The sequence below is a fragment of the Intestinimonas sp. HCP28S3_D6 genome, assembly GCF_052065695.1.
Lineage (GTDB): Bacteria > Bacillota > Clostridia > Oscillospirales > Oscillospiraceae > Intestinimonas.
The window spans coordinates 22,588-41,438 of sequence record NZ_JBQHTM010000019.1 but is presented as its reverse complement, the minus strand read 5'-3'; the positions used below and the strand labels follow the sequence as shown (position 1 = coordinate 41,438).

The 18,851-nt window shown below is 45.9% G+C and carries 15 protein-coding genes and 1 riboswitch; all 15 genes read left to right on the top strand.

Annotated elements, in window-relative coordinates; genetic code table 11:
• The first annotated feature begins 4 nt into the window (after positions 1-4).
• The 15 genes from ACTNBK_RS08120 (at position 5) to ACTNBK_RS08050 (ending at position 18,290) form a co-directional block, all read left to right on the top strand.
• Positions 5-1,873: an S-layer homology domain-containing protein gene (locus ACTNBK_RS08120; protein ID WP_441145202.1), complete on the top strand. Its 1,869-nt coding sequence runs from the start codon at positions 5-7 to the stop codon at positions 1,871-1,873.
• 138 nt (positions 1,874-2,011) lie between these two features.
• Positions 2,012-2,710 carry a tRNA (guanosine(46)-N7)-methyltransferase TrmB gene (trmB, locus tag ACTNBK_RS08115; RefSeq protein WP_441145200.1) on the top strand — a complete coding sequence of 233 codons (699 nt, stop codon included), beginning with the start codon at positions 2,012-2,014 and terminating at the stop codon, positions 2,708-2,710.
• Positions 2,711-2,800: 90 nt separating this feature from the next.
• A riboswitch (NiCo riboswitch) is annotated at positions 2,801-2,891 on the top strand.
• A gap of 111 nt (positions 2,892-3,002) precedes the next feature.
• Positions 3,003-3,938: a cation diffusion facilitator family transporter gene (locus ACTNBK_RS08110; protein ID WP_441145199.1), complete on the top strand. Its 936-nt coding sequence runs from the start codon at positions 3,003-3,005 to the stop codon at positions 3,936-3,938.
• A 15-nt stretch (positions 3,939-3,953) separates the two neighbouring features.
• Positions 3,954-4,187 carry an RDAC family protein gene (locus tag ACTNBK_RS08105; RefSeq protein ID WP_441145197.1) on the top strand — a complete coding sequence of 78 codons (234 nt, stop codon included), beginning with the start codon at positions 3,954-3,956 and terminating at the stop codon, positions 4,185-4,187.
• A gap of 294 nt (positions 4,188-4,481) precedes the next feature.
• Positions 4,482-4,862, top strand: coding sequence for a TnpV protein (locus ACTNBK_RS08100; protein WP_441145196.1), 381 nt, complete (start codon positions 4,482-4,484; stop codon positions 4,860-4,862).
• A complete protein-coding gene (locus tag ACTNBK_RS08095; protein WP_441145194.1) occupies positions 4,859-5,125 on the top strand; it encodes a DUF6809 family protein in 267 nt (88 codons plus the stop codon). The genes ACTNBK_RS08100 and ACTNBK_RS08095 overlap by 4 nt, the downstream gene beginning before the upstream one ends.
• A gap of 223 nt (positions 5,126-5,348) precedes the next feature.
• Positions 5,349-5,972: a type IV toxin-antitoxin system AbiEi family antitoxin domain-containing protein gene (locus ACTNBK_RS08090; RefSeq protein WP_441145192.1), complete on the top strand. Its 624-nt coding sequence runs from the start codon at positions 5,349-5,351 to the stop codon at positions 5,970-5,972.
• Positions 5,965-6,873: a nucleotidyl transferase AbiEii/AbiGii toxin family protein gene (locus tag ACTNBK_RS08085; RefSeq protein WP_441145190.1), complete on the top strand. Its 909-nt coding sequence runs from the start codon at positions 5,965-5,967 to the stop codon at positions 6,871-6,873. The genes ACTNBK_RS08090 and ACTNBK_RS08085 overlap by 8 nt, the downstream gene beginning before the upstream one ends.
• Before the next feature lie 223 nt (positions 6,874-7,096).
• On the top strand, positions 7,097-8,572 hold the full coding sequence (locus tag ACTNBK_RS08080; RefSeq protein WP_441145188.1) for an ATP-binding protein: 1,476 nt from the start codon (positions 7,097-7,099) through the stop codon (positions 8,570-8,572).
• Positions 8,569-11,394 (top strand): Z1 domain-containing protein, encoded by a 2,826-nt coding sequence (locus ACTNBK_RS08075; RefSeq protein WP_441145186.1) that lies wholly within the window; start codon positions 8,569-8,571, stop codon positions 11,392-11,394. The genes ACTNBK_RS08080 and ACTNBK_RS08075 overlap by 4 nt, the downstream gene beginning before the upstream one ends.
• Entirely contained in the window at positions 11,378-12,385 is a 1,008-nt protein-coding gene (locus tag ACTNBK_RS08070) for a PD-(D/E)XK motif protein (RefSeq protein WP_441145184.1), read from the top strand. The genes ACTNBK_RS08075 and ACTNBK_RS08070 overlap by 17 nt, the downstream gene beginning before the upstream one ends.
• 2 nt (positions 12,386-12,387) lie before the next feature.
• Complete coding sequence (locus ACTNBK_RS08065) at positions 12,388-14,157, top strand: AIPR family protein (RefSeq protein ID WP_441145182.1); 1,770 nt, start codon at positions 12,388-12,390, stop codon at positions 14,155-14,157.
• Positions 14,158-14,162: 5 nt separating this feature from the next.
• Entirely contained in the window at positions 14,163-15,791 is a 1,629-nt protein-coding gene (locus tag ACTNBK_RS08060; RefSeq protein ID WP_441145180.1) for a DNA cytosine methyltransferase, read from the top strand.
• Positions 15,784-16,200 (top strand): very short patch repair endonuclease, encoded by a 417-nt coding sequence (locus ACTNBK_RS08055; RefSeq protein WP_441145179.1) that lies wholly within the window; start codon positions 15,784-15,786, stop codon positions 16,198-16,200. The genes ACTNBK_RS08060 and ACTNBK_RS08055 overlap by 8 nt, the downstream gene beginning before the upstream one ends.
• A gap of 2 nt (positions 16,201-16,202) precedes the next feature.
• Positions 16,203-18,290 carry a DNA/RNA helicase domain-containing protein gene (locus tag ACTNBK_RS08050; RefSeq protein WP_441145177.1) on the top strand — a complete coding sequence of 696 codons (2,088 nt, stop codon included), beginning with the start codon at positions 16,203-16,205 and terminating at the stop codon, positions 18,288-18,290.
• Positions 18,291-18,851 lie beyond the last annotated feature (561 nt).

The window sequence follows — 18,851 nt, the reverse complement described above, 5'->3', positions numbered from 1 at the left end:
TGGGATGAAAAAAAGACTTCTCTCCCTTCTGGCCGCCCTGGCGCTGGTTCTTTCCCTGGCCGCGCCGGTTGCCCTGGCGGCGGACGAGGACACTATGCTGGAGACCGTCCAGGTGCTGGGCATCCTCTCCGGCGACGAGAACGGAAACCTGAACCTCTCCGCCCCCGTGACCCGGGCGGAGTTCGTCAAGATGATGACTGCCGCCTCCACCTATAAGGACTCTGTGGGCAGCAGCACCGCCTCCCTCTTCACCGATGTGAAGAGCGGCCACTGGGCCAGCGGCTACATCAAGCTGGCCGTGGAGCAGGGCTGGGTCACCGGCTACGTGGACGGCTCCTTCCGCCCCGACAACACCATCACCCTGGAGGAGGCCTGCACCGCCCTACTGCGGCTGCTGGGCTATGACTCCGGCTCTCTGGCCGGCTCCTTCCCCGACGCCCAGCTCTCCAAATCCAAGTCCATCGGCCTGCTGGACGACCTGAGCGCCGCCCAGGGCCAGACCCTCACCCGGCAGGACTGCGTCACTCTCTTCTATAACCTCCTCACCTGCCAGAACAGCGCCGGCACCGTCTACGGCACCACCCTGGGCTACACCGTCACCAACGGCGAGGTGGACTACGCCACCCTGGTCACCAACGACACCAAGGGGCCCTATATCAGCTCCGGCGGCACGGTGGACCTGCCCTTTGGCACGGACAACGTCACCGTGTTCCGCAACGGCAGCCGGTCCGACCTCTCCGCCGTCAGCCAGTACGACGTCTACTACTACAATGAAAACCTGCGCACCGTGTGGGTGTACAGCGACCGGGTCACCGGCACCCTCACCGCCGTGTCGCCCAGCAGCGCCGCCCCCACCTCGGTCACCGTGGCCGGCGGCACCTACACCCTGGGCACTTCCACATCCATCTACCAGTTCTCTAACCAGGGCAGCTTCACCACCGGCGACACCGTCACCCTCCTGCTTGGCATGAACGGCGAGGTGGTCTCCGCCGTTACCGCCGCGGAGAGCGACAGCGTATACTACGGGGTGGTGCTCTCCAGCACCAAGGCGGCGTCCACCTCCACCACCTCCGACAGCGGCGCCAGCGTCCAGGCCACCACGGAGGTGGCCTGCTCCGACGGCGTGGCCCGGACCTTCTACCACAGCGGCGCGGCCTATGCCGCCGGGCGGCTGGTGTCGGTGACAGTGAACGGCGATGGCACCACCATCAAGAGCCTCTCTACCTCCAGCACCCTTACCGGCACCTTCAGTGGCGACGGCACCAGCGTAGCCGGATATGACCTGGCTGACAGCGTGGAGATTCTGGACACCGACAGCAACGGCGGCTATGTCCGGATCTATCCTGACCGTCTCGCCGGCGTCCAGCTCAAGTCCGGGGATGTGCGCTACTACTCCCTGGATGCAAACGGTGACATTGACCGGATGATCCTGGACGAGGTCACCGGAGATACCCTGACCTACGTCTACATCACCAGTGCCGGCAGCACGGTGGATGAGATGAATGTCAGCGGCACCTACACCTACTTGCAGGACGGGGTCTCCACCACCATCAGCGGTTCCACCGCCTACAACATCTCCATGGGCGGCGCTCTCATCCAGTATGACGGCAGCCAGATCAAGAGCTTTCGGCAGCTCTCCTCGGTGCGCCTCACCGAGCTCCATGACCTCTACGCCATGGCCGACAACCAGAAGTATCTGCTGGACGGGAACGTCCAGGTCCTGCTGAAGGACAACGGCTCCACCGGCACCGAGTACTACCTCACCACCCTTTCCGAGATCAACGGCAAGGACTACACACTGACCGGCTGGTACGACGATCTGGGCTGCTCCGCCGGGGGCCGCATCCGCATTATCGTGGCCAACGCCAATTGACCCTCTTCCGCGCCGAAGGACCGGGGGGCGCCGCCCCGGGGGGCGGGCGCTCCCTTTCGCAGAAAAGGTTCGACTTTCCGCCAAAAATGTGGTAGACTGTCACCCGGATCATGAGAATTTTTAGGAGGAGTGCTCCCCATGCGTATGCGGAAGAAACCCAACCTCATCCCCCGGATGGAGCGTTGTGCGGACTATCAGATCAAAGACCCCCAGAACTGGCAGGGACACTGGCGGGAGCTGCTGGCCCCGGATTGCCAGCTGCGGCTGGAGCTGGGCTGCGGCAAGGGCCGCTTCACCTGTGAGACCGCCGCCGCCGAGCCGGAGGTCCTTTTTATTGCCATCGAGCGGGTCCCCGACGCCATGGTCATCGCCATGGAGCGGGCCAAGGCCATGGGGCTCAAAAACGTCCGCTTCATCGACGCCGACGTGGCCGATCTCCGGTCCTACTTCGCCCCCGACGAGGTGGAACGCATCTACATCAACTTCTGCGACCCCTGGCCCACCAACCGCCACGCTAAGCGCCGTCTCACCCATCCGGATTTTCTGGAGCGCTACCGCGGCGTCCTGCGGGACGGCGGGGAGATCCACTTCAAGACCGACAACCGTGGTCTCTTTGAATGGTCCCTCTTCCAGTTCCCCAAGGCGGGCTATGAGCTGCGGGAGGTCACCCGTGACCTCCACGCCAACGGCATCTGCGGCATTATGACCGACTACGAGGAGAAGTTCCACAACCTGGGCACCCCCATCAACCGCTGCGTGGGGGTCAAGCTCCACCGTGAGGAACCCCCCGCTGTGGAGAGCGCACCGGAGGAGGAGGCTGCTCCTCAGGAAAATTGATACAGAACCTCTCTTGACGCCGGGCATAAAATATGGTAGAGTTAAACAACTCTTTGCACTGCATTACATCCCGTGAGGGATGCGAGATCAACAGTACAAACTGAGCAGGCGATGCCCGAATGGGCATGGGGCCGGGCCGCCATTGCGGCAGCAGATGGTTTGACGCATCTGTGGGACAGTTGTATGTTCCACAGGTGTGTTTTTTTATACCCATCCCGGAACGAGCCATCTCGGTGGAGTGCTTACAAGAGGTCAACACATCCATTCCATGGTGTCAACAGGGGGTATTCTTATGACCGCAAAAAAACAGCCGCAGCGTTCATCCGCTGCCCAGCAGACGGGACTCAACGAAGAAGCCGTCATTCGTAAGCTTTCCTTTGTCAGCATTGCCGGAAATACTATTTTGTCCGGCTTCAAGTTCTTCGCAGGCATCACAGGCAATTCCAGCGCTATGATTTCAGACGCCATTCATTCCTTCTCCGACGTACTCACCACCCTCATCGCCTGGATCGGAGTCAAGATCTCCAAAAAGGCGTCGGACTCCGCCCACCCCTACGGCCACGAGCGCCTGGAGTGCATCGCCTCCCTGCTGCTGGGCGCCGTTCTGATGATCACCGGTCTGGGCATCGGCAAAGTGGGCCTGGAGACCATTCTCTCCGGCCGCTATGAGACCATCGCCATCCCCAGTGCTATCGCCCTGGTGGCTGCGGTGATCTCCATCGTGGGCAAGGAGGCCATGTACTGGTATACCCGCTACTACGCCAAGCTTATCAACTCCAGCGCCTTCCTGGCCGACGCCTGGCACCACCGCTCCGACGCCCTGTCCTCCATCGGCTCCCTCATCGGCATCGCCGGCGCTATGCTGGGCTTCCCGGTGCTGGACTCGGTGGCCAGCGTGGTCATCTGCCTCTTTATCCTCAAGGTCTCCTACGACATTCTGAAGGACGCTGTCGCCAAGCTGCTGGACACCTCCTGCGGTGCCGACTACGAGCAGACCCTGCGGGATTACGTGGCCGACGAAAAGGGCGTGGTCTGCGTGGACCTGCTCCGCTCCAGAATGTTCGGCAACAAGGTCTATGTCGACCTGGAGATCCAGGTGGATGGGGACAAATCCCTGCGTGAGGCCCATGAAATCGCGGAACAGGTCCATACCGACGTGGAGCACAACTTCCCGGATGTCAAGCACATCATGATCCATGTCAACCCGGCGTGTGTCCCCGTGGAATGAGAGGATGTGACTGCAGTGGACATTGATTATCAGGACCTTATCCTCCTCAACAACCAACTGCGGGAGGAAGGTATCCGCTACCATGTGACCTACAAAGACCACACCACCGCCTGCCTGGAACCCCCGGGAGCGTGCTGCTGCACCCCGGAGCAAAAAGAGGGTGCCCTCCGCGTCATCTGTGACTACTATCGGCGCAAGGGGATTCGAGTCACCTTCTCTGGAGATGACCTTTACTTTATACTGTCTTAGACACTTTGAGGATGGCGGCATAACATGCCGCCATCCTCTCTTTTTCACCTATCTAGAGTGGATTTCACCCCTGTGGTATGGTAAAATATCATAGAAATCACTGAAAAGCCCGCCCAGGCTTGGGAAGGAATCTCCATGATCAAAATACTGTTTGTATGTCACGGCAATATCTGTATAAATCTCTAAAAACTCCAGTAATATCAAGGTTTTTCCGACTTGAAGGTGGTGCTGCTACACCACTACTACACCAGTGAGTCTCGATGTGACAAAAATCATGAAATCGAGGTCAAGTTTATGGAAAACAAAACGAATATCAATGGTATGAATTATGTGCTGGCAGGAGATTACTATATTCCGAATCTGAAACTCTCCAACGAAGAACGAACCATTGGAAAATACGGTCGGATGCACCGTGATTATCTCAAAGAGAATCACCCTATGCGGTTTAACCATCTCATTCTGGAAGGTCAGCTTTGGACTTATCTCGCCGATCTGAATGAGCAGGCGCAGAACAGATTGCAGCTGATTATCAGGCAGATGCAGGAAGCCGAGTCTGTAACTGAGGAATTAAAAGCATCCGATCAGTTGGCATGGGTACGAGCTATGAACAGCATCCATAACCGGGCAGAGGAAATCATCCTCCGGGAATTGATTTACGGGGAGGTTGTGGTATGAGCTTGCTGGAAGAATTTTGGTATGGCAATATTGAGCCGATGGAATACGATACTTCTTCCAGTAAGGAGTACAAGAAGCTACTGGAGCCGATCTGTAGGAACGAAGAAAAGCTCAAAGCCACCATGACTGACGAGCAGAAAGAGTTATTCTCCAAATACACAGACTGTGTGCGAGAATATCAGACCATAACAGATTGCCTGCTGTTTCAAAACAGCTTTAAGCTGGGTGCAAGGATGATGGTGGAAGTCATGAGAGATAATTAGAATATAGCAGAAAGCTGGGTGCTGCTTCGTAAAGAGACAGTACCCAGTTTTTTATTAACCAGATGTAATCACATCATTATGTGTTATCAAGCGAAAGCTAATTATAAGAAAAATTCGCACACAGAAAATATAAAAATGTGCGTAAAAATATTGATTATTTGAAGTTAAATGCTATAATAAAATACATACACAGAAGCGGATTGAGTGTGCGTGGTTTTTAAGAATGAGAGTTGGTGAATACGTGGATATTAAAACAGTTACAAAACAAGTCCTTATTGAAAAGGGCGGTGTTGCAAAATCAGCGGATTTCGTTGCGGCAGGAATGCGTGCTGTCGATGTTGTCAATCTGTGCAATGCGGGATACCTTGACCGCATCCGGCATGGTTATTATCAGCTTGCAGAGGCAGATACATCTTCTGAAGAACAGCTCCTTGCAACGCTGATTCCGAAGGGAATTGTCTGCGTAGAATCTGCGCTATTTCATTACGGATATAGTGACTTTGCTCCTCGTAAATGGTCTATTGCTGTACCGAGATCCATGTCCCGAACAAAGCTGGATGTAGATGCACTGGCTCTGCAACCTTATTTTGTTCAACCCGAGATATATGAGCTTGGAAAAGTAACTGATGACTTTGAGGGGGTCATTCTTCCTGTATATGATCGAGAGCGGACAATTTGCGATTGTTTCAAATACCGTGCAAGACTGGACAACGAAATCTTTAACAAGGCACTGAATGCCTATGCGAATGACACACAGAAGAATCTACAAAACCTTTCCATATATGCAAAGAAACTGCGAGTGTATAAAAAAGTTACCGAATTAATGGAGGTGCTGCTGAATGGCTGATATTGCTGCGTCCGTGCTTGCACGGTTAAAAAACAAAAGTAAGGAAAGCGGAAGAAGCTATCAGCTTTGCCTTCAACTATTTTGCCAGGAAGAATTTCTGCGTCGGTTGGAAAAATCTAAGTATGCCGAAAACCTCGTTCTGAAAGGCGGGCTGTTCATTTACTCTGTTACCGACTTTGATAGCCGAGTAACTGTGGATGTGGACTTCTTGCTCAGAAAGATTCCCAATACCCCGGAGCAACTGAAGAAAGTGCTGGAAGAAATCATTGCAACACCTACCGGTAATGATTTTGTGACGTTTGAAATTACGAACATTGCACCTATCGCAGTTGCAAGGAAATACGCAGGTATTGGCGCTTCTCTGGTAGTGAGAATCAAGAACACAAAAACGCCGTTCAGTATTGATTTTGGCGTAGGAGATGTCATTGTACCGAATCAGGAAAAGCGCAGAATCCCTACCCAGTTGGATGATTTTGCAGCACCTACGGTTAATACATACTCTCTGGAAACGACTATCGCTGAAAAAATCGATGCAATTCTTAGCCTGATGGAATTCTCCAGCCGCATGAAGGACTATTACGACATCTACTATCTTGCAAATAAATTTGACTTTGAGGGTTCTGTCTTGACCGAGGCCTTGAGAAAAACTTTTGAAAATCGTGGTCACACTTTTACTGTCGAGCAATTTGAGCAGGTTATGACTTTCGATGACGATGATGCCATGCAGAAAAAATGGAAAGCATTTTGCCGCAAGATTGATACAAAAACGGATGATTACAGTACCGTACTGCGGACAATCAAAGGTTTCTTGACCAAACCAATCGCAGCGGCAATTGACAAGAATACTTTTAATGAACATTGGACTGTAGCACGAAATACTTGGAGCCAGATTGATGGTTGAAATGACGGAAAATTAAAAATAGAGTTAAATTACTTTATTTTAGACGTCTCATTAACAGAGCATACCTGAGTGTATCAGATTGAAAAGTGGTTGCATGGAGAGGATAACTGCCAATAGGATGCGCAGCAAAAGTACGGCGATGTTATGGAAAGCACATGCCAGAGTAAAATCCAAAAAGTATATAAAAAGTGATAAATGGTCCAATAGACCGAGGAGGAAGAATATGGGAACAATAATTCAATCTATTCCAGAAGCAAGGTTGTTGTTGTCTTCTCTGCGTTCTGTTGGATATAACGAGGAAACTGCAATTGCGGATATTATAGATAACTGCATTTCAGCCCAGGCCCATGAAATTAAAATTCGATTTGACTGGGAAAAGAAACGAATCGTGATTTCTGATGATGGCTTCGGTATGAGTGAAAAGGAACTGGTTGAGAATATGCGTATCGGTTCTTCTGATCCCAGCAGAATCCGAGATGAAGATGATTTGGGACGGTTTGGCATGGGCCTGAAAACAGCAGCATTTTCTCTGGGGAAAAAGCTAACAGTTGTAACAAAGTCGGATCTTGCCGTAAGCAATGCATCTTGGGATCTGGATCAGATTCCGGAGATTGGCTGGAACTTGATTATTCGAGACGAGAGCGAGATTTCTGAATTTTCATCTCAGATGGGTGATCAGGGTACGATTGTTATTATTGAAAACCTTGATCGAGTGATTGATATCGACGACGAAAAAAAAGCCCAGAATAAATTTTATAGGGTTGCAAGCAAAACGGAAAAACATTTGGCACTTACATTCCATCGATTTATTGAAGAAGATAATCTCATTCTGGAACTAAATGGCACTCCAATTAAAGCGTGGAATCCATTTATTTTAGAAAATAGTGCAACTCAGGAACTGCCGGAAGAATCAATTTTCTCAGATGATGGCTGTGCAGAGGTGACTATTCAGCCTTACGTTCTGCCACATAAAACGAAATTTGCAACCGATGATGATTATCAGGCTGCAGGCGGTCCCAAAGGATGGAATTATCACCAGGGTATTTATGTTTACAGAAACAGACGCCTGATTATCTTTGGAACATGGTTTGACTACATAAAGAAAGAACCCGCATACAATTTGGCCCGCATTAAGATTGATATTACATCAGCCAGTGATGAGGACTGGAAAATTGATATTAAGAAGTCAACAGCTTCTCTGCCCAGTTATGTCAGGGAATCAGTTGAAAGAGAGATTGATCTTTGTACTGAAACTTCAGCTCGTGTATACAATTCACGTGGCAGTTACTCGAAATCTAATGTCAGTACTCCCAACCTGGATTATGTATGGGAGCAGCGAAAAAAGAATGGTCGATATTCGTTTCATATTAACAGAAAACATTCTCTGCTGAATAATATCAAGAAGCAGTTGAACGACCAGGGTAAATCAACTTTATCAGCATATCTTGCTCTGGTTGAGAATTTCGCACCGTTTATGCAGTCCGGGGTAACAGATTCTCTGCAGAAAGGAAAAGTTGGTGGAGAGCCGGATAAGACTTCTTTGGAATATCAGGTACAAATCAAAGAATTGAAAGATATGATTATGGTCTTCTTGTCGCAGGGATTTACCAAAGAAGAAACGCAGTCTACGCTGTTGGACATGGCTAATTATAGACATCTCCGAGAGGAGATTATCAGACTGGTGGAGGAAGCACGATGATTAATACGCCGAAAGAATTGAGTGATATTGAAGTCGGTTTGTATAAGAGCGGATATGGGTTTTGCGAGAAGCTTGTAAAAGAAGAACATATAACTATTGCGGCAGCAGTCGAGAAAACAGCAGCAAAATTTGGTGGTTTAAATATGATTTCTGATATGGAATGTTTTAAAAAATTCCTGTTCAGTGAAGTGACCGCTTACACAGAGCCTTCTATTGGCGTGTGTGACCCAAATCTGGAAGATAAGACTTGGTGGGATGAGCTTAAACAAGATCCGAAATTCAAACCGGAATATTGGAGCCGTTACTATGACTATCTGCTGAGGAAGCCCTCTTGGAGCATTACAGCAATAGAAGATATTAATTCATCTACGGATGAGATTATGAATGCTTTGACCAATCCTCGTAAGGGTGTAGCTGGTGAACGAATGGGCATGGTGTTCGGATATGTTCAATCTGGTAAAACAGCACATTACATCGGGATGATCAATAAGGCCTACGATGCAGGATATCGTATTGTGATTGTGCTGTCTGGCATCCATAACAGCCTTCGCAGCCAGACTCAGTCCCGTATCGATGAAGAAGTTCTGGGATACGAAACAAGTCTGGAAAGTATCGGAGATATGACCCGAGAGCGCAATGTGATCGGTGTTGGAGTAGGTCCTCACAACCAGGTCGAAACTGTTGTCCAGTCGATTACGACACGAGACGAAAAAGGTGATGTCAATAAAAAGACGGAAGGCGTATCTATGATGCCGCCGTTTATGATTGTTACAAAAAAGAATGCCTCGGTTCTGCGCAAAATCCTGCGATTCTTTCGTAAAAATCATTGTGCAGAAATTATAGGCGGAAAGAAGAAAATCCCAGCAAAATATCCTGCACTCATTATTGATGATGAGGCGGATCAGGCTTCTATCAACACGAAAGAAAGCTATGACGATCAAGGAAATGTTTTGGATGATTATAATCCTACAACTATCAATGGATTGATTCGAGAGCTGCTTGGTGTATTTGAATGCCGTTCCTATATCGGCTATACTGCTACACCTTTTGCGAATATTTTTATTCCTCCCCACATCGACGATGAAAAATACGGAACAGATCTTTTCCCCAGAGATTTTATATACAGGTCTCCAAGAGCAGATCAGTATATTGGCGCAAGGGAATTCTTTGGATTAGGGAGTAACGAAGATATTCCTGCGATGCCGCTTTACCGGAAAATTGTGGACGGGGCAACGTATCTTGGCAGAGGTACAAAATCTACCGATCCAGTCGGAGAACTTCCCAAGGAGCTTAAACTGGCTGTGAAATACTTCCTTTTGTCTACCGCGCTTAGGAACTGCAGAGGACAAAGGAACAAACCAAATACGATGCTAATCCATATTGTCCGCTTCGTTGGCCAGCAAAATAAGGTTAAACAAAAGGTTCTGAAATATTTTAAAGAAGAGATTGAGAACCATATTCGCTATGGTGATCCCATCATTGAAAGTGAGCTTAAGTCGATTTGGGAAGAAGACTATGTTCCTACAACCAGCAAAATGAGGGCGCAGTTCAGCAAATATATGTCTGGGTGTGATAATGTTAGCTGGGACTGCATCTGGTCTGAAGCTAAACGCCTGATCGCTGACAAGGAAATCAGTGTATATAGTGTCAATGGTAAGAGCGATGATGTTCTTCTTTACAAAAACCATGAAGGAAAACCATTCAATGTCATTGTCATTGGCGGCGACAAACTCTCCAGAGGATTGACACTGGAAGGACTGACAGTGAGCTATTTTACCCGTAGCTCTAATACATATGATACCCTTATGCAGATGGGACGATGGTTCGGCTTCCGTCCGGGATACCTGGATGCCTGCAGGTTGTTTACTACGCCCGCTCTCCATGCAAGCTTTTCCCACATTTCTATGGCTACCGAAGATCTTGCTGCGCAATTTGACTTTATGAACAGCGTAGTTCAGACTCCAAAGGACTTTGGCCTGCGGGTAGCATCTCATCCGACGTTGGAAATTACCAGTCGGAATAAGATGAGAACGGGTCAGGAGTTTAAGCGGGATTTCAGCGGCAAGCTGAGTCAAACTCGTGTTTTTGACATTGATAGTGAGCAGTATGACAGAAACTTTGAAGCTGTCGAAGACCTTCTGTATGCGATTAAGGGCTGCCGTATAACAGCGGAGCAATATCAGCAGATACTTGGGAGAAAAGCTCCCGGTGAGCATTTCTTCTATCAAAATGTATCTGCCCATGATATTGCCAACTTTTTTGCAAGTTATGAAACATCTAAAACTGCGACCAGAGCAAACAGCAAATATATGGCAGATTATATCCGTACCATGAATGCGGATGGAATTGGTGGAGTTAAATCGTGGACCGTTTGTCTGATAAATATGGATAATGGAGAAAAATTCGATATTGCTGATTTGCAGGGAGTAGGAGGAGGTATTCTCAGAAGAGAGGGTACAGGTGTAGATTTCTCCGCAACAACCGCCTCTATCCATACTATGACATCTGCAGATCATGAGTATATGGATTATGATAACGATACATATAAGCGGGTTCTGGAGCTGAAAGAAAAATATAAAAATGATTCTTCTAAGACAAAAATTAATGAAATTATTCGCAGAGAAACAAGACCATTCACAAATGGATTTTTGATTCTGTACCCTATTGGGCAAGCAGGAAGGCTGACTGATGAACGTGGGGACCACAAGCCTCCCTTTGGATTTGCTGCGGTATTCCCTGATCGAAAGGGAAAGGGTGACCTCAAATCCTATCGGATGAATGATATTGCATTGGAGAAAGACAGCAATGAGTTTTACGGCTGATATTTACAACGAAATATTGTCCGACATATTTTCAGGGACAGGTCAGACTTCCCCCTTTGCGATGCGGCTGGTGAAGTTTGACAATGGCATTATGATTGCCTTTGCAGTCAACATTGCCACAAGAATGCGCTCAGCGTTTTTATCTGTGACTTCAGAAGCTCCTAAGAGCAGATTTCCGCACTGGAAAGGCGTTGAAATTGAAACAGCTACACTGCCAGCATATGGAATTGATACGCCTTTTGTTGGTCTTTCTCAGCTGCCAAATAGCGCCAGTGACATTTTTGAAATTGTTGTTGAAGACCTGAGAGGCCAGTTGGAAGCAGCAGAAAACACCGAGGAGTCCTTATCTGTCATCATCACAGTTCTAACAAAGTGGAAGGAGTTTTTTGCTGCTGATAAAGAGCTGCTGATGTCTGAAGAGCGTCAGCAGGGACTTTATGGAGAGTTGCTGTTTTTGGGTGAGTGCTTGGATTCACAAGGGGTGGGAGCAGTTTCACATTGGGCTGGCAGTGAAGATGAAACCCATGATTTCTACTTTGGCCCTCATGCAGTTGAAGTGAAGACCACCTCTGCGCAGGCTCCCTATTTTGCCAGTATCAGCAGTGAATACCAGCTGGATAATAGTGATATTCCGGGAAAATTATTCCTGCGTTTCTATGCGCTTCGCATAAGTCACAGCGGGGGTGAAAAACTGCCGGAACGAATTGCAGCCATTCGCAGCAGGTTGAGTAAAGATGTATCGAGCCTGCAAAAGTTTGATGAAAAACTAAAGAAGTACGGCTATTTTGATGAAGCTGCAGATAGTTATACCATTGGATACTATCAGCGGGATCTTTATTGCTTTGCAGTAAATGGCGATTTTCCGAAAATCACGAAAGAAGCAGTACCGCTGGGCGTTTCGGATCTTACATACCGAGTCAGCATCATGCTTTGTATGCCGTATGCCCAAGATATAAAATCTGTATTTGAAGTTTTAAAAGGAGGGGCCTAATTGTGGTAAACGAGAAAATTCTCGAATTTTACGTAGAATTTCGAGATGAAGTTCTTGGGTATGTGAAAGAGAACGGCCCTATTTCTACAAATACGGCTTTCAAAGCCTTGTTTCTGTCCTACCTAACGGAAGCGGGAGAAACTCTTGTTTCGGACTGTACGCTGGTGGACTTCAAAAAGGATGGGGAGAATATGAAACTGGACGGCTATGCGTTCAGTGAGTATTTCCATTCGCTTACCCTGCTTGTGAGCAAGTATCAGGCTAAGCCGCAGCCGGAAAAGGTGAAAAAAACTGAAATTGACAGGCTTTTGAAAAAAGCCCTGAAATTCTATAAAACTTGCGGCACTGACTCGTTTGAGGCCTTAGAAGAATCCAGTGATGGCTATCAAGCGTATGAGTTTATCAAAGGTCATAAAGAGGATATTGAAACAGTTAATATCATTTTGCTGACCAATGATGAAACGATTCAATATATTCCGGAAGACACTCGTCATGGAAAGGTAACTATTCGCTTCGATGTTTGGGATATTGAACGACTGTATCAAAGTGTTCTTGGCGGTGCGGCAGTGGAGCGCCAGCTTGTTGTAAAACTGAAGAAAAAGTATGGTGTATCTTTGCCTCTAATTAAAGTCAGAGGCGATAATGAAATCTATGACTGCTATATTGGTGTCATTTCCGGCGAGCTGTTAGCACGGATTTATGAAGCCGAGGGTCAAGATCTAATACAAAAGAATGTCCGTTCTTTTCTGCAGGCAACAGGTAAGGTCAACAAAGGAATTAAGGCATCGTTAGCCAGCGAACCTCAGATGTTTATGGCCTACAACAACGGTATTTCAACTGTTGCGGATGGTATTGACATTGATGAAAGTAATAGTAGCGGAGATGTTGTAACTATTACAGAAATCACCGGCTGGCAGATTGTTAATGGCGGTCAAACTACAGCATCGATTTACAATGCCTATAAGTCAAAACTTCCTCTGGATCAGGTAAATGTGCAGATTAAGCTGTCTGTTATCAAGAAAAAAGACCAGGCCGAAGATATTATTCATAACATTTCTAAGTACGCAAATAGCCAAAATAAAATCAATATGTCTGACTTCAATGCCAATGATGCATACCATGTAAAGATGGAACGTCTATCCAGGGCAACACCGATCCCTGTGGCAAGGGGAAAATCGACAGACTATTGGTTCTATGAGAGAGCCAGAGGACAGTATTTAGTTGAATTGAGTCGGCAGCCAACCGCAGCGGCTAAAAAGGAATTCAAGAGCCGTTGTCCGAAGAATCGTTGCATTTCTAAAACTGTAGCAGCCAAATGTGTGATGGCTTATCAGGGCTATCCATATATTGTCAGCAAAGGTCTGGAAACCAGCTTTGTCTATTTCTCGGATATGGTCTCCAAGGGTGAATTCCCTGAACCATCTGAACAGAGCTACATTGACATGATTTCTAAGGTGATATTGTTCAATAGCTGTGATGAAATCATCAAGAATTTAAAATTTGGCGGTTTTAAAGCTCAGCAAGACTATTATACCGTGGCACTAATTGGAAAATATCATTCAGGTTTAATCAACCCGCAGGAAATCTGGAATAACCAGACAATCAATGCGGAGACGGCAAGGGTCATAGAAGAATTGGCCTATTTTGTATGGGAGCATTTTCAGAATCCTACAGTTCCTGGCGTAAATATTGGACAGTGGTGCAAAAAGGAAGATTGCTGGGAACTGCTTCAGAGCCGTTATGAAGCAAAAATGAAAAAGCGGGAGAATTGAGAAAAATGCCATATTCAGTAGTGGATCTGTTTGCAGGGGCCGGCGGATTGAGCTTGGGTTTCGTGCAGACAGGAAAATATGAGATAAAGGTTGCTTTCGAGCGGGAGCCGCACATGCAGGCAACTTATCATCGCAACCATCCGAATGTCGAGCTGCAAGGAGATGTATGCGGCGCAGATTATGCGGATATACAGAGGAGACACGGGGCCATTGACGTTGTCATTGGAGGTCCTCCCTGCCAAGGGTTTTCAAATGCAAATCGGCAGAAAAACCATGCAATCAGCCAGAATAATATGCTGGTAAAGCAGTATATTCGAGCTATTAGAGAGCTGCGGCCAAAGGCGTTTGTCATGGAAAATGTTAGTATGCTTCGATCTGACGTTCATCGGTTTTATATGGAGGAAACAGATCTGGATATTGTGGAAGAGTATCAGATCCCGAATAAAAACACGCCGCTACATTTGCTGAGCTCAGAATTTGTGTTTGATGGCGCATTGGAGATAGTTCAAAACTTGGAATTGCTCCAGCAGAGACTTTGGCCTGAAAATCACTATCGGGAACTGAATATCATCTACAAAGGTGAAAAAAACGCTGATAAGATGAAAAAATCTTTGGAAAAACACCGGCGCAAGCTTACCGAAATCGCTCAAGCCTATATTCAAGACGATGCAGACAATTACATTGTGCAGAAATCCAGAGAAGCATTTCAGGCGATTATGGATTATTTTGATGGCATTCTTGAAGCGGATAGAATTCATACCTTAATTGAGCCTGCGATTATGATTCAACGCATGCTAAGTAAAGCAAGGGAAATCTTTGATAACCATATCCATGTGGATTCATATGAATGTACAGAAAAAGACGGTCTCCTGGCAAATATTCGATCATTTGCGGTTTTTGATTATCTAAAAGGTATTCTTACATCTGGAGAAGATGGATATGCGATCAATAGCGGTGTTTTGTGTGCCGCAGATTTTGGAGCGCCCCAGAAAAGAGAGCGCTTTGTTGTTATGGGGATTAAGAAAAGTATTTCCGCTGTGGTATTTCTGCCTTCCAGAAAGATTAAAGATGGTCATTATAAAACTGTTCACGATGCAATTTATGATTTGGAAGATGTTCCGCCGGTATATGATTTGGCAGACGATGAGGAAGGAATTCCGCTGGAACATAAGGAGCAGTTGAGTTCAGTAGCACAGCAACTGAGAGATTCGGATATTCTGAAGAACCACATCATTACTAAAACGACTGATGTAGCAATGGCAAGATTCAAAGCGCTGCATCAAGGAGAAAATTTCCATAGTTTAGAAGAATCACTCAAAACCAATACCTATACCGATGTGAAAAGGACTCAAAATACGATTTATTTGCGGTTGAACTATAATGAACCAAGCGGAACAGTACTTAATGTTCGAAAGTCTATGTGGATTCATCCTACCCAGGATCGGGCAATCAGTATCCGAGAAGCAGCCCGGTTGCAGACATTCCCTGACAGCTTTGTATTTTGCGGATCTAAAGATAAACAATACCAGCAGGTAGGAAATGCCGTACCTCCAATTATGGCAAAAGCGATTGCTAAGCAGCTTGCGGCAACTTTAGGTAAAAAACTTCGTGAGGCAGAACAAGAAAATGGCTGATAATCACTCAAAAGAAGTTCGCAGCAAAAATATGTCACATATTCGAAGCGCGAATTCAAAGCCAGAAGAGATTGTTAGGAAGTATCTGTTTTCTAAAGGCTTTCGATATAGAAAAAATGTTCGAATCTTGCCGGGATGCCCTGATATTGTTTTGCCTAAATATCATACCGTGATTTTTGTAAATGGCTGTTTTTGGCATAAACATGACTGTGGGAGGTTTGTTTGGCCCTCTTCTAATACTGAATATTGGATGCCCAAAATAAATCGGAACGTTGAACGGGATAAGCAGAACCACAAGAAGCTTATAGACATGGGCTGGAAGGTACTGATTATTTGGGAATGCGAATTAAAAAAGAATGTGTGTGAAGACCGACTGGAGAGGCTAATTAAAGAAATCAAAGGAGAGTAGCGATGTGGAACTCGGATAGAAAAAATAGCGACACAATCCCAAGAGCGTACTATCATGGAAGCTGTGAAAAATTTCTATTAGCGAGTGAAGCTGAAATCTACCATGAACTGGTACATAACTCTCTCCAGTTTGATCTAACAGTACAGCAAGAGCAGGCATGGAACGAAGAAGTTCGAATTTTAAAAGATGTCATGCTCCAGCTTAAAGAAGGACATATTGCGCTTGAATATTCTATTCCTCGAATGGGAAAACGTATTGATGCAGTTTTAATCATTCGAAGCTGTGTTATTTTGTTGGAATTTAAAGTGTTTGAGACTGCATACCCTAAAAGTGCCGTTGATCAAGTTGTAGATTACGCTTTGGATTTGCATAACTTTCATGAAGCCAGTCACACAGCACATTTATTTCCGTTTTTAGTATGTACAGAGGCATCTGCGAATACCAATGCAATCAGTATAGATAATAGAATTTCATCACCTATTCTTTGCTGTGAAAGTACACTTGTAGGAGAAATTCTCAATATAGTTCATAGCTATGATAATGGAACTGCTGTCGATCCGGTGCAATGGTTCAATTCCGTGTATAAACCAACCCCAACTATTATTGAGGCAGCACAAGCCTTATACTCTGGGCATGATGTACGAGAAATTTCCTATAAAGAAAGCGATGAGAATGATATTGCAGTTACAACTGCGCGGATTGATAAAATCGTTGAAGACAGCAAGAAAAATCATTGGAAATCGATTTGTTTCGTTACAGGAGTACCGGGTGCCGGAAAAACTTTGGTAGGACTGAACATAGCGAATAGGCGACATCATTTTCAAGAAGGAGACGAAGAACATGCCGTGTTTCTTTCGGGAAATGAACCTTTGGTTACTGTCTTGAGAGAGGCATTGACTCGAGATCAAGTAGAAAAGAAAAAAATGTATTGTACAGACTGTAAGGCCAGAGATTTGAACAGAAACTGTACCAACTGTGAGTATAATATTACAAAAAGCGGCATCTTTTCTGAAACAAAGAGTTTTATTCAGATGATACATTGGTTTAGGGATGATTCACTGTTGGAGGGACATCCAGCACCTATTGACAAGATTGCGATTTTTGATGAAGCTCAGCGGGCTTGGAAAAAGGAGCAGTTAAGTAAGTTCATGCGGACAAAAAAGGGACAGTCCCACTTTAATATGTCCGAGCCCGAATGCCTTATTGAGTATATGAACAGGCACAAAGATTGGGCGGTTATTGTATGTTTAGTTGGCGGAGGGCAGGAAATACATGATGGGGAAGCAGGAATTGCAGAATGGTTTAATGCAATAAATGAGCATTTTCCTTCCTGGAAGGTGTTTTGCTCAGACCGTATGGCAGGCTATGAATATGTTAGAAATAGTTCGATTGATGAACTCCTTTCCAATGCAGAAGTTCATAAGTGCCGTGAACTTCATCTGTCGGTTTCTATGAGAAGCTTTAGAAGTGAGCTTGTTTCTGCTTTTGCAAAGGCGATAATCGATGGAGATGAAGCAACTGCAAAGGAACTTTATCCGAAAATCATCCAAGCTGACTCAGCTACCAACAAAATGCGGTATCCAATTCTTTTAACAAGAAATCTTCAGACGGCTAAAGAATGGGTGCGAAATATAAGTCATGGCACAGAGCGATATGGAATTATTGCGAGTTCAGGTGCTAAGCGGCTACGTGCAGATGGTGTCACAGTTCCCAAAGATATTGAGATTGAAAAATGGTTTTTGAATGGAAAAGATGATGTGAACTCTTCATACTTTATGGAAGTTGCGGCATCGGAATTTAAGATTCAGGGGTTGGAAATTGACTACGCAGTTGTTGTATGGGAGGCGGACTACAGGTACTTGGATGGTAAATTCACATACAATAACTTTGCTGGATCTTCTTGGTCAAAGGTTAATAATCCAATTGCTCAGAATTATCAGAAAAATTCTTATCGAGTTTTGCTTACTCGTGCACGGCAAGGTTATATAATTTATGTGCCAAAGGGAAATCCTGAAGATGTTACCAGAAATCCTGAATACTATGATCAAACTTACAACTATTTAAAGAAGATTGGCATTATTGAAATTTGACATCCATAATGTGAAAAAGACAAAGCAGAATTGTTGTTTGCGCATAGAAACGGATTTTTGGAAATATCTCTGTAAAAGAGGACCTGGATTTTACTATGAAAGTAGAATCCAGGCCTTTTAGAGTCACTATGACATTGCTGTATAAGGAATAAGAGGATCAGCAATCATACCTCCTAAGTGGGCATTATCTGTTCAACTTCTGTTGTGCGTCTACAAAAACTTTGCGTTTTCAGAAAAACAATAAAATTCAATATGATTGATAGGAAGCATCCGACTTCAACGGTTGGGTGCTTTTCTTTTTGTCCTGAAAGAAGATTGTCAGCTATCATAGATTGGACTTTTTGTCAAGAGCGTATTACGGTGGGTAATCCGCCGTACAAGGTCATAACAAATATGCGAAGAGGATGATAAGATGAACTTAATCTACCAGGGAGGCAATAAAAGTCAACAGCAAAATGAATTACAATTTCTTCATGGGGTGAAACAAATCCGATTCCCTTAGGAACTAAGGGCGCACTTCTATACCGGTTATTCCATTACGGTATGTGCGTTCTCCGAAGG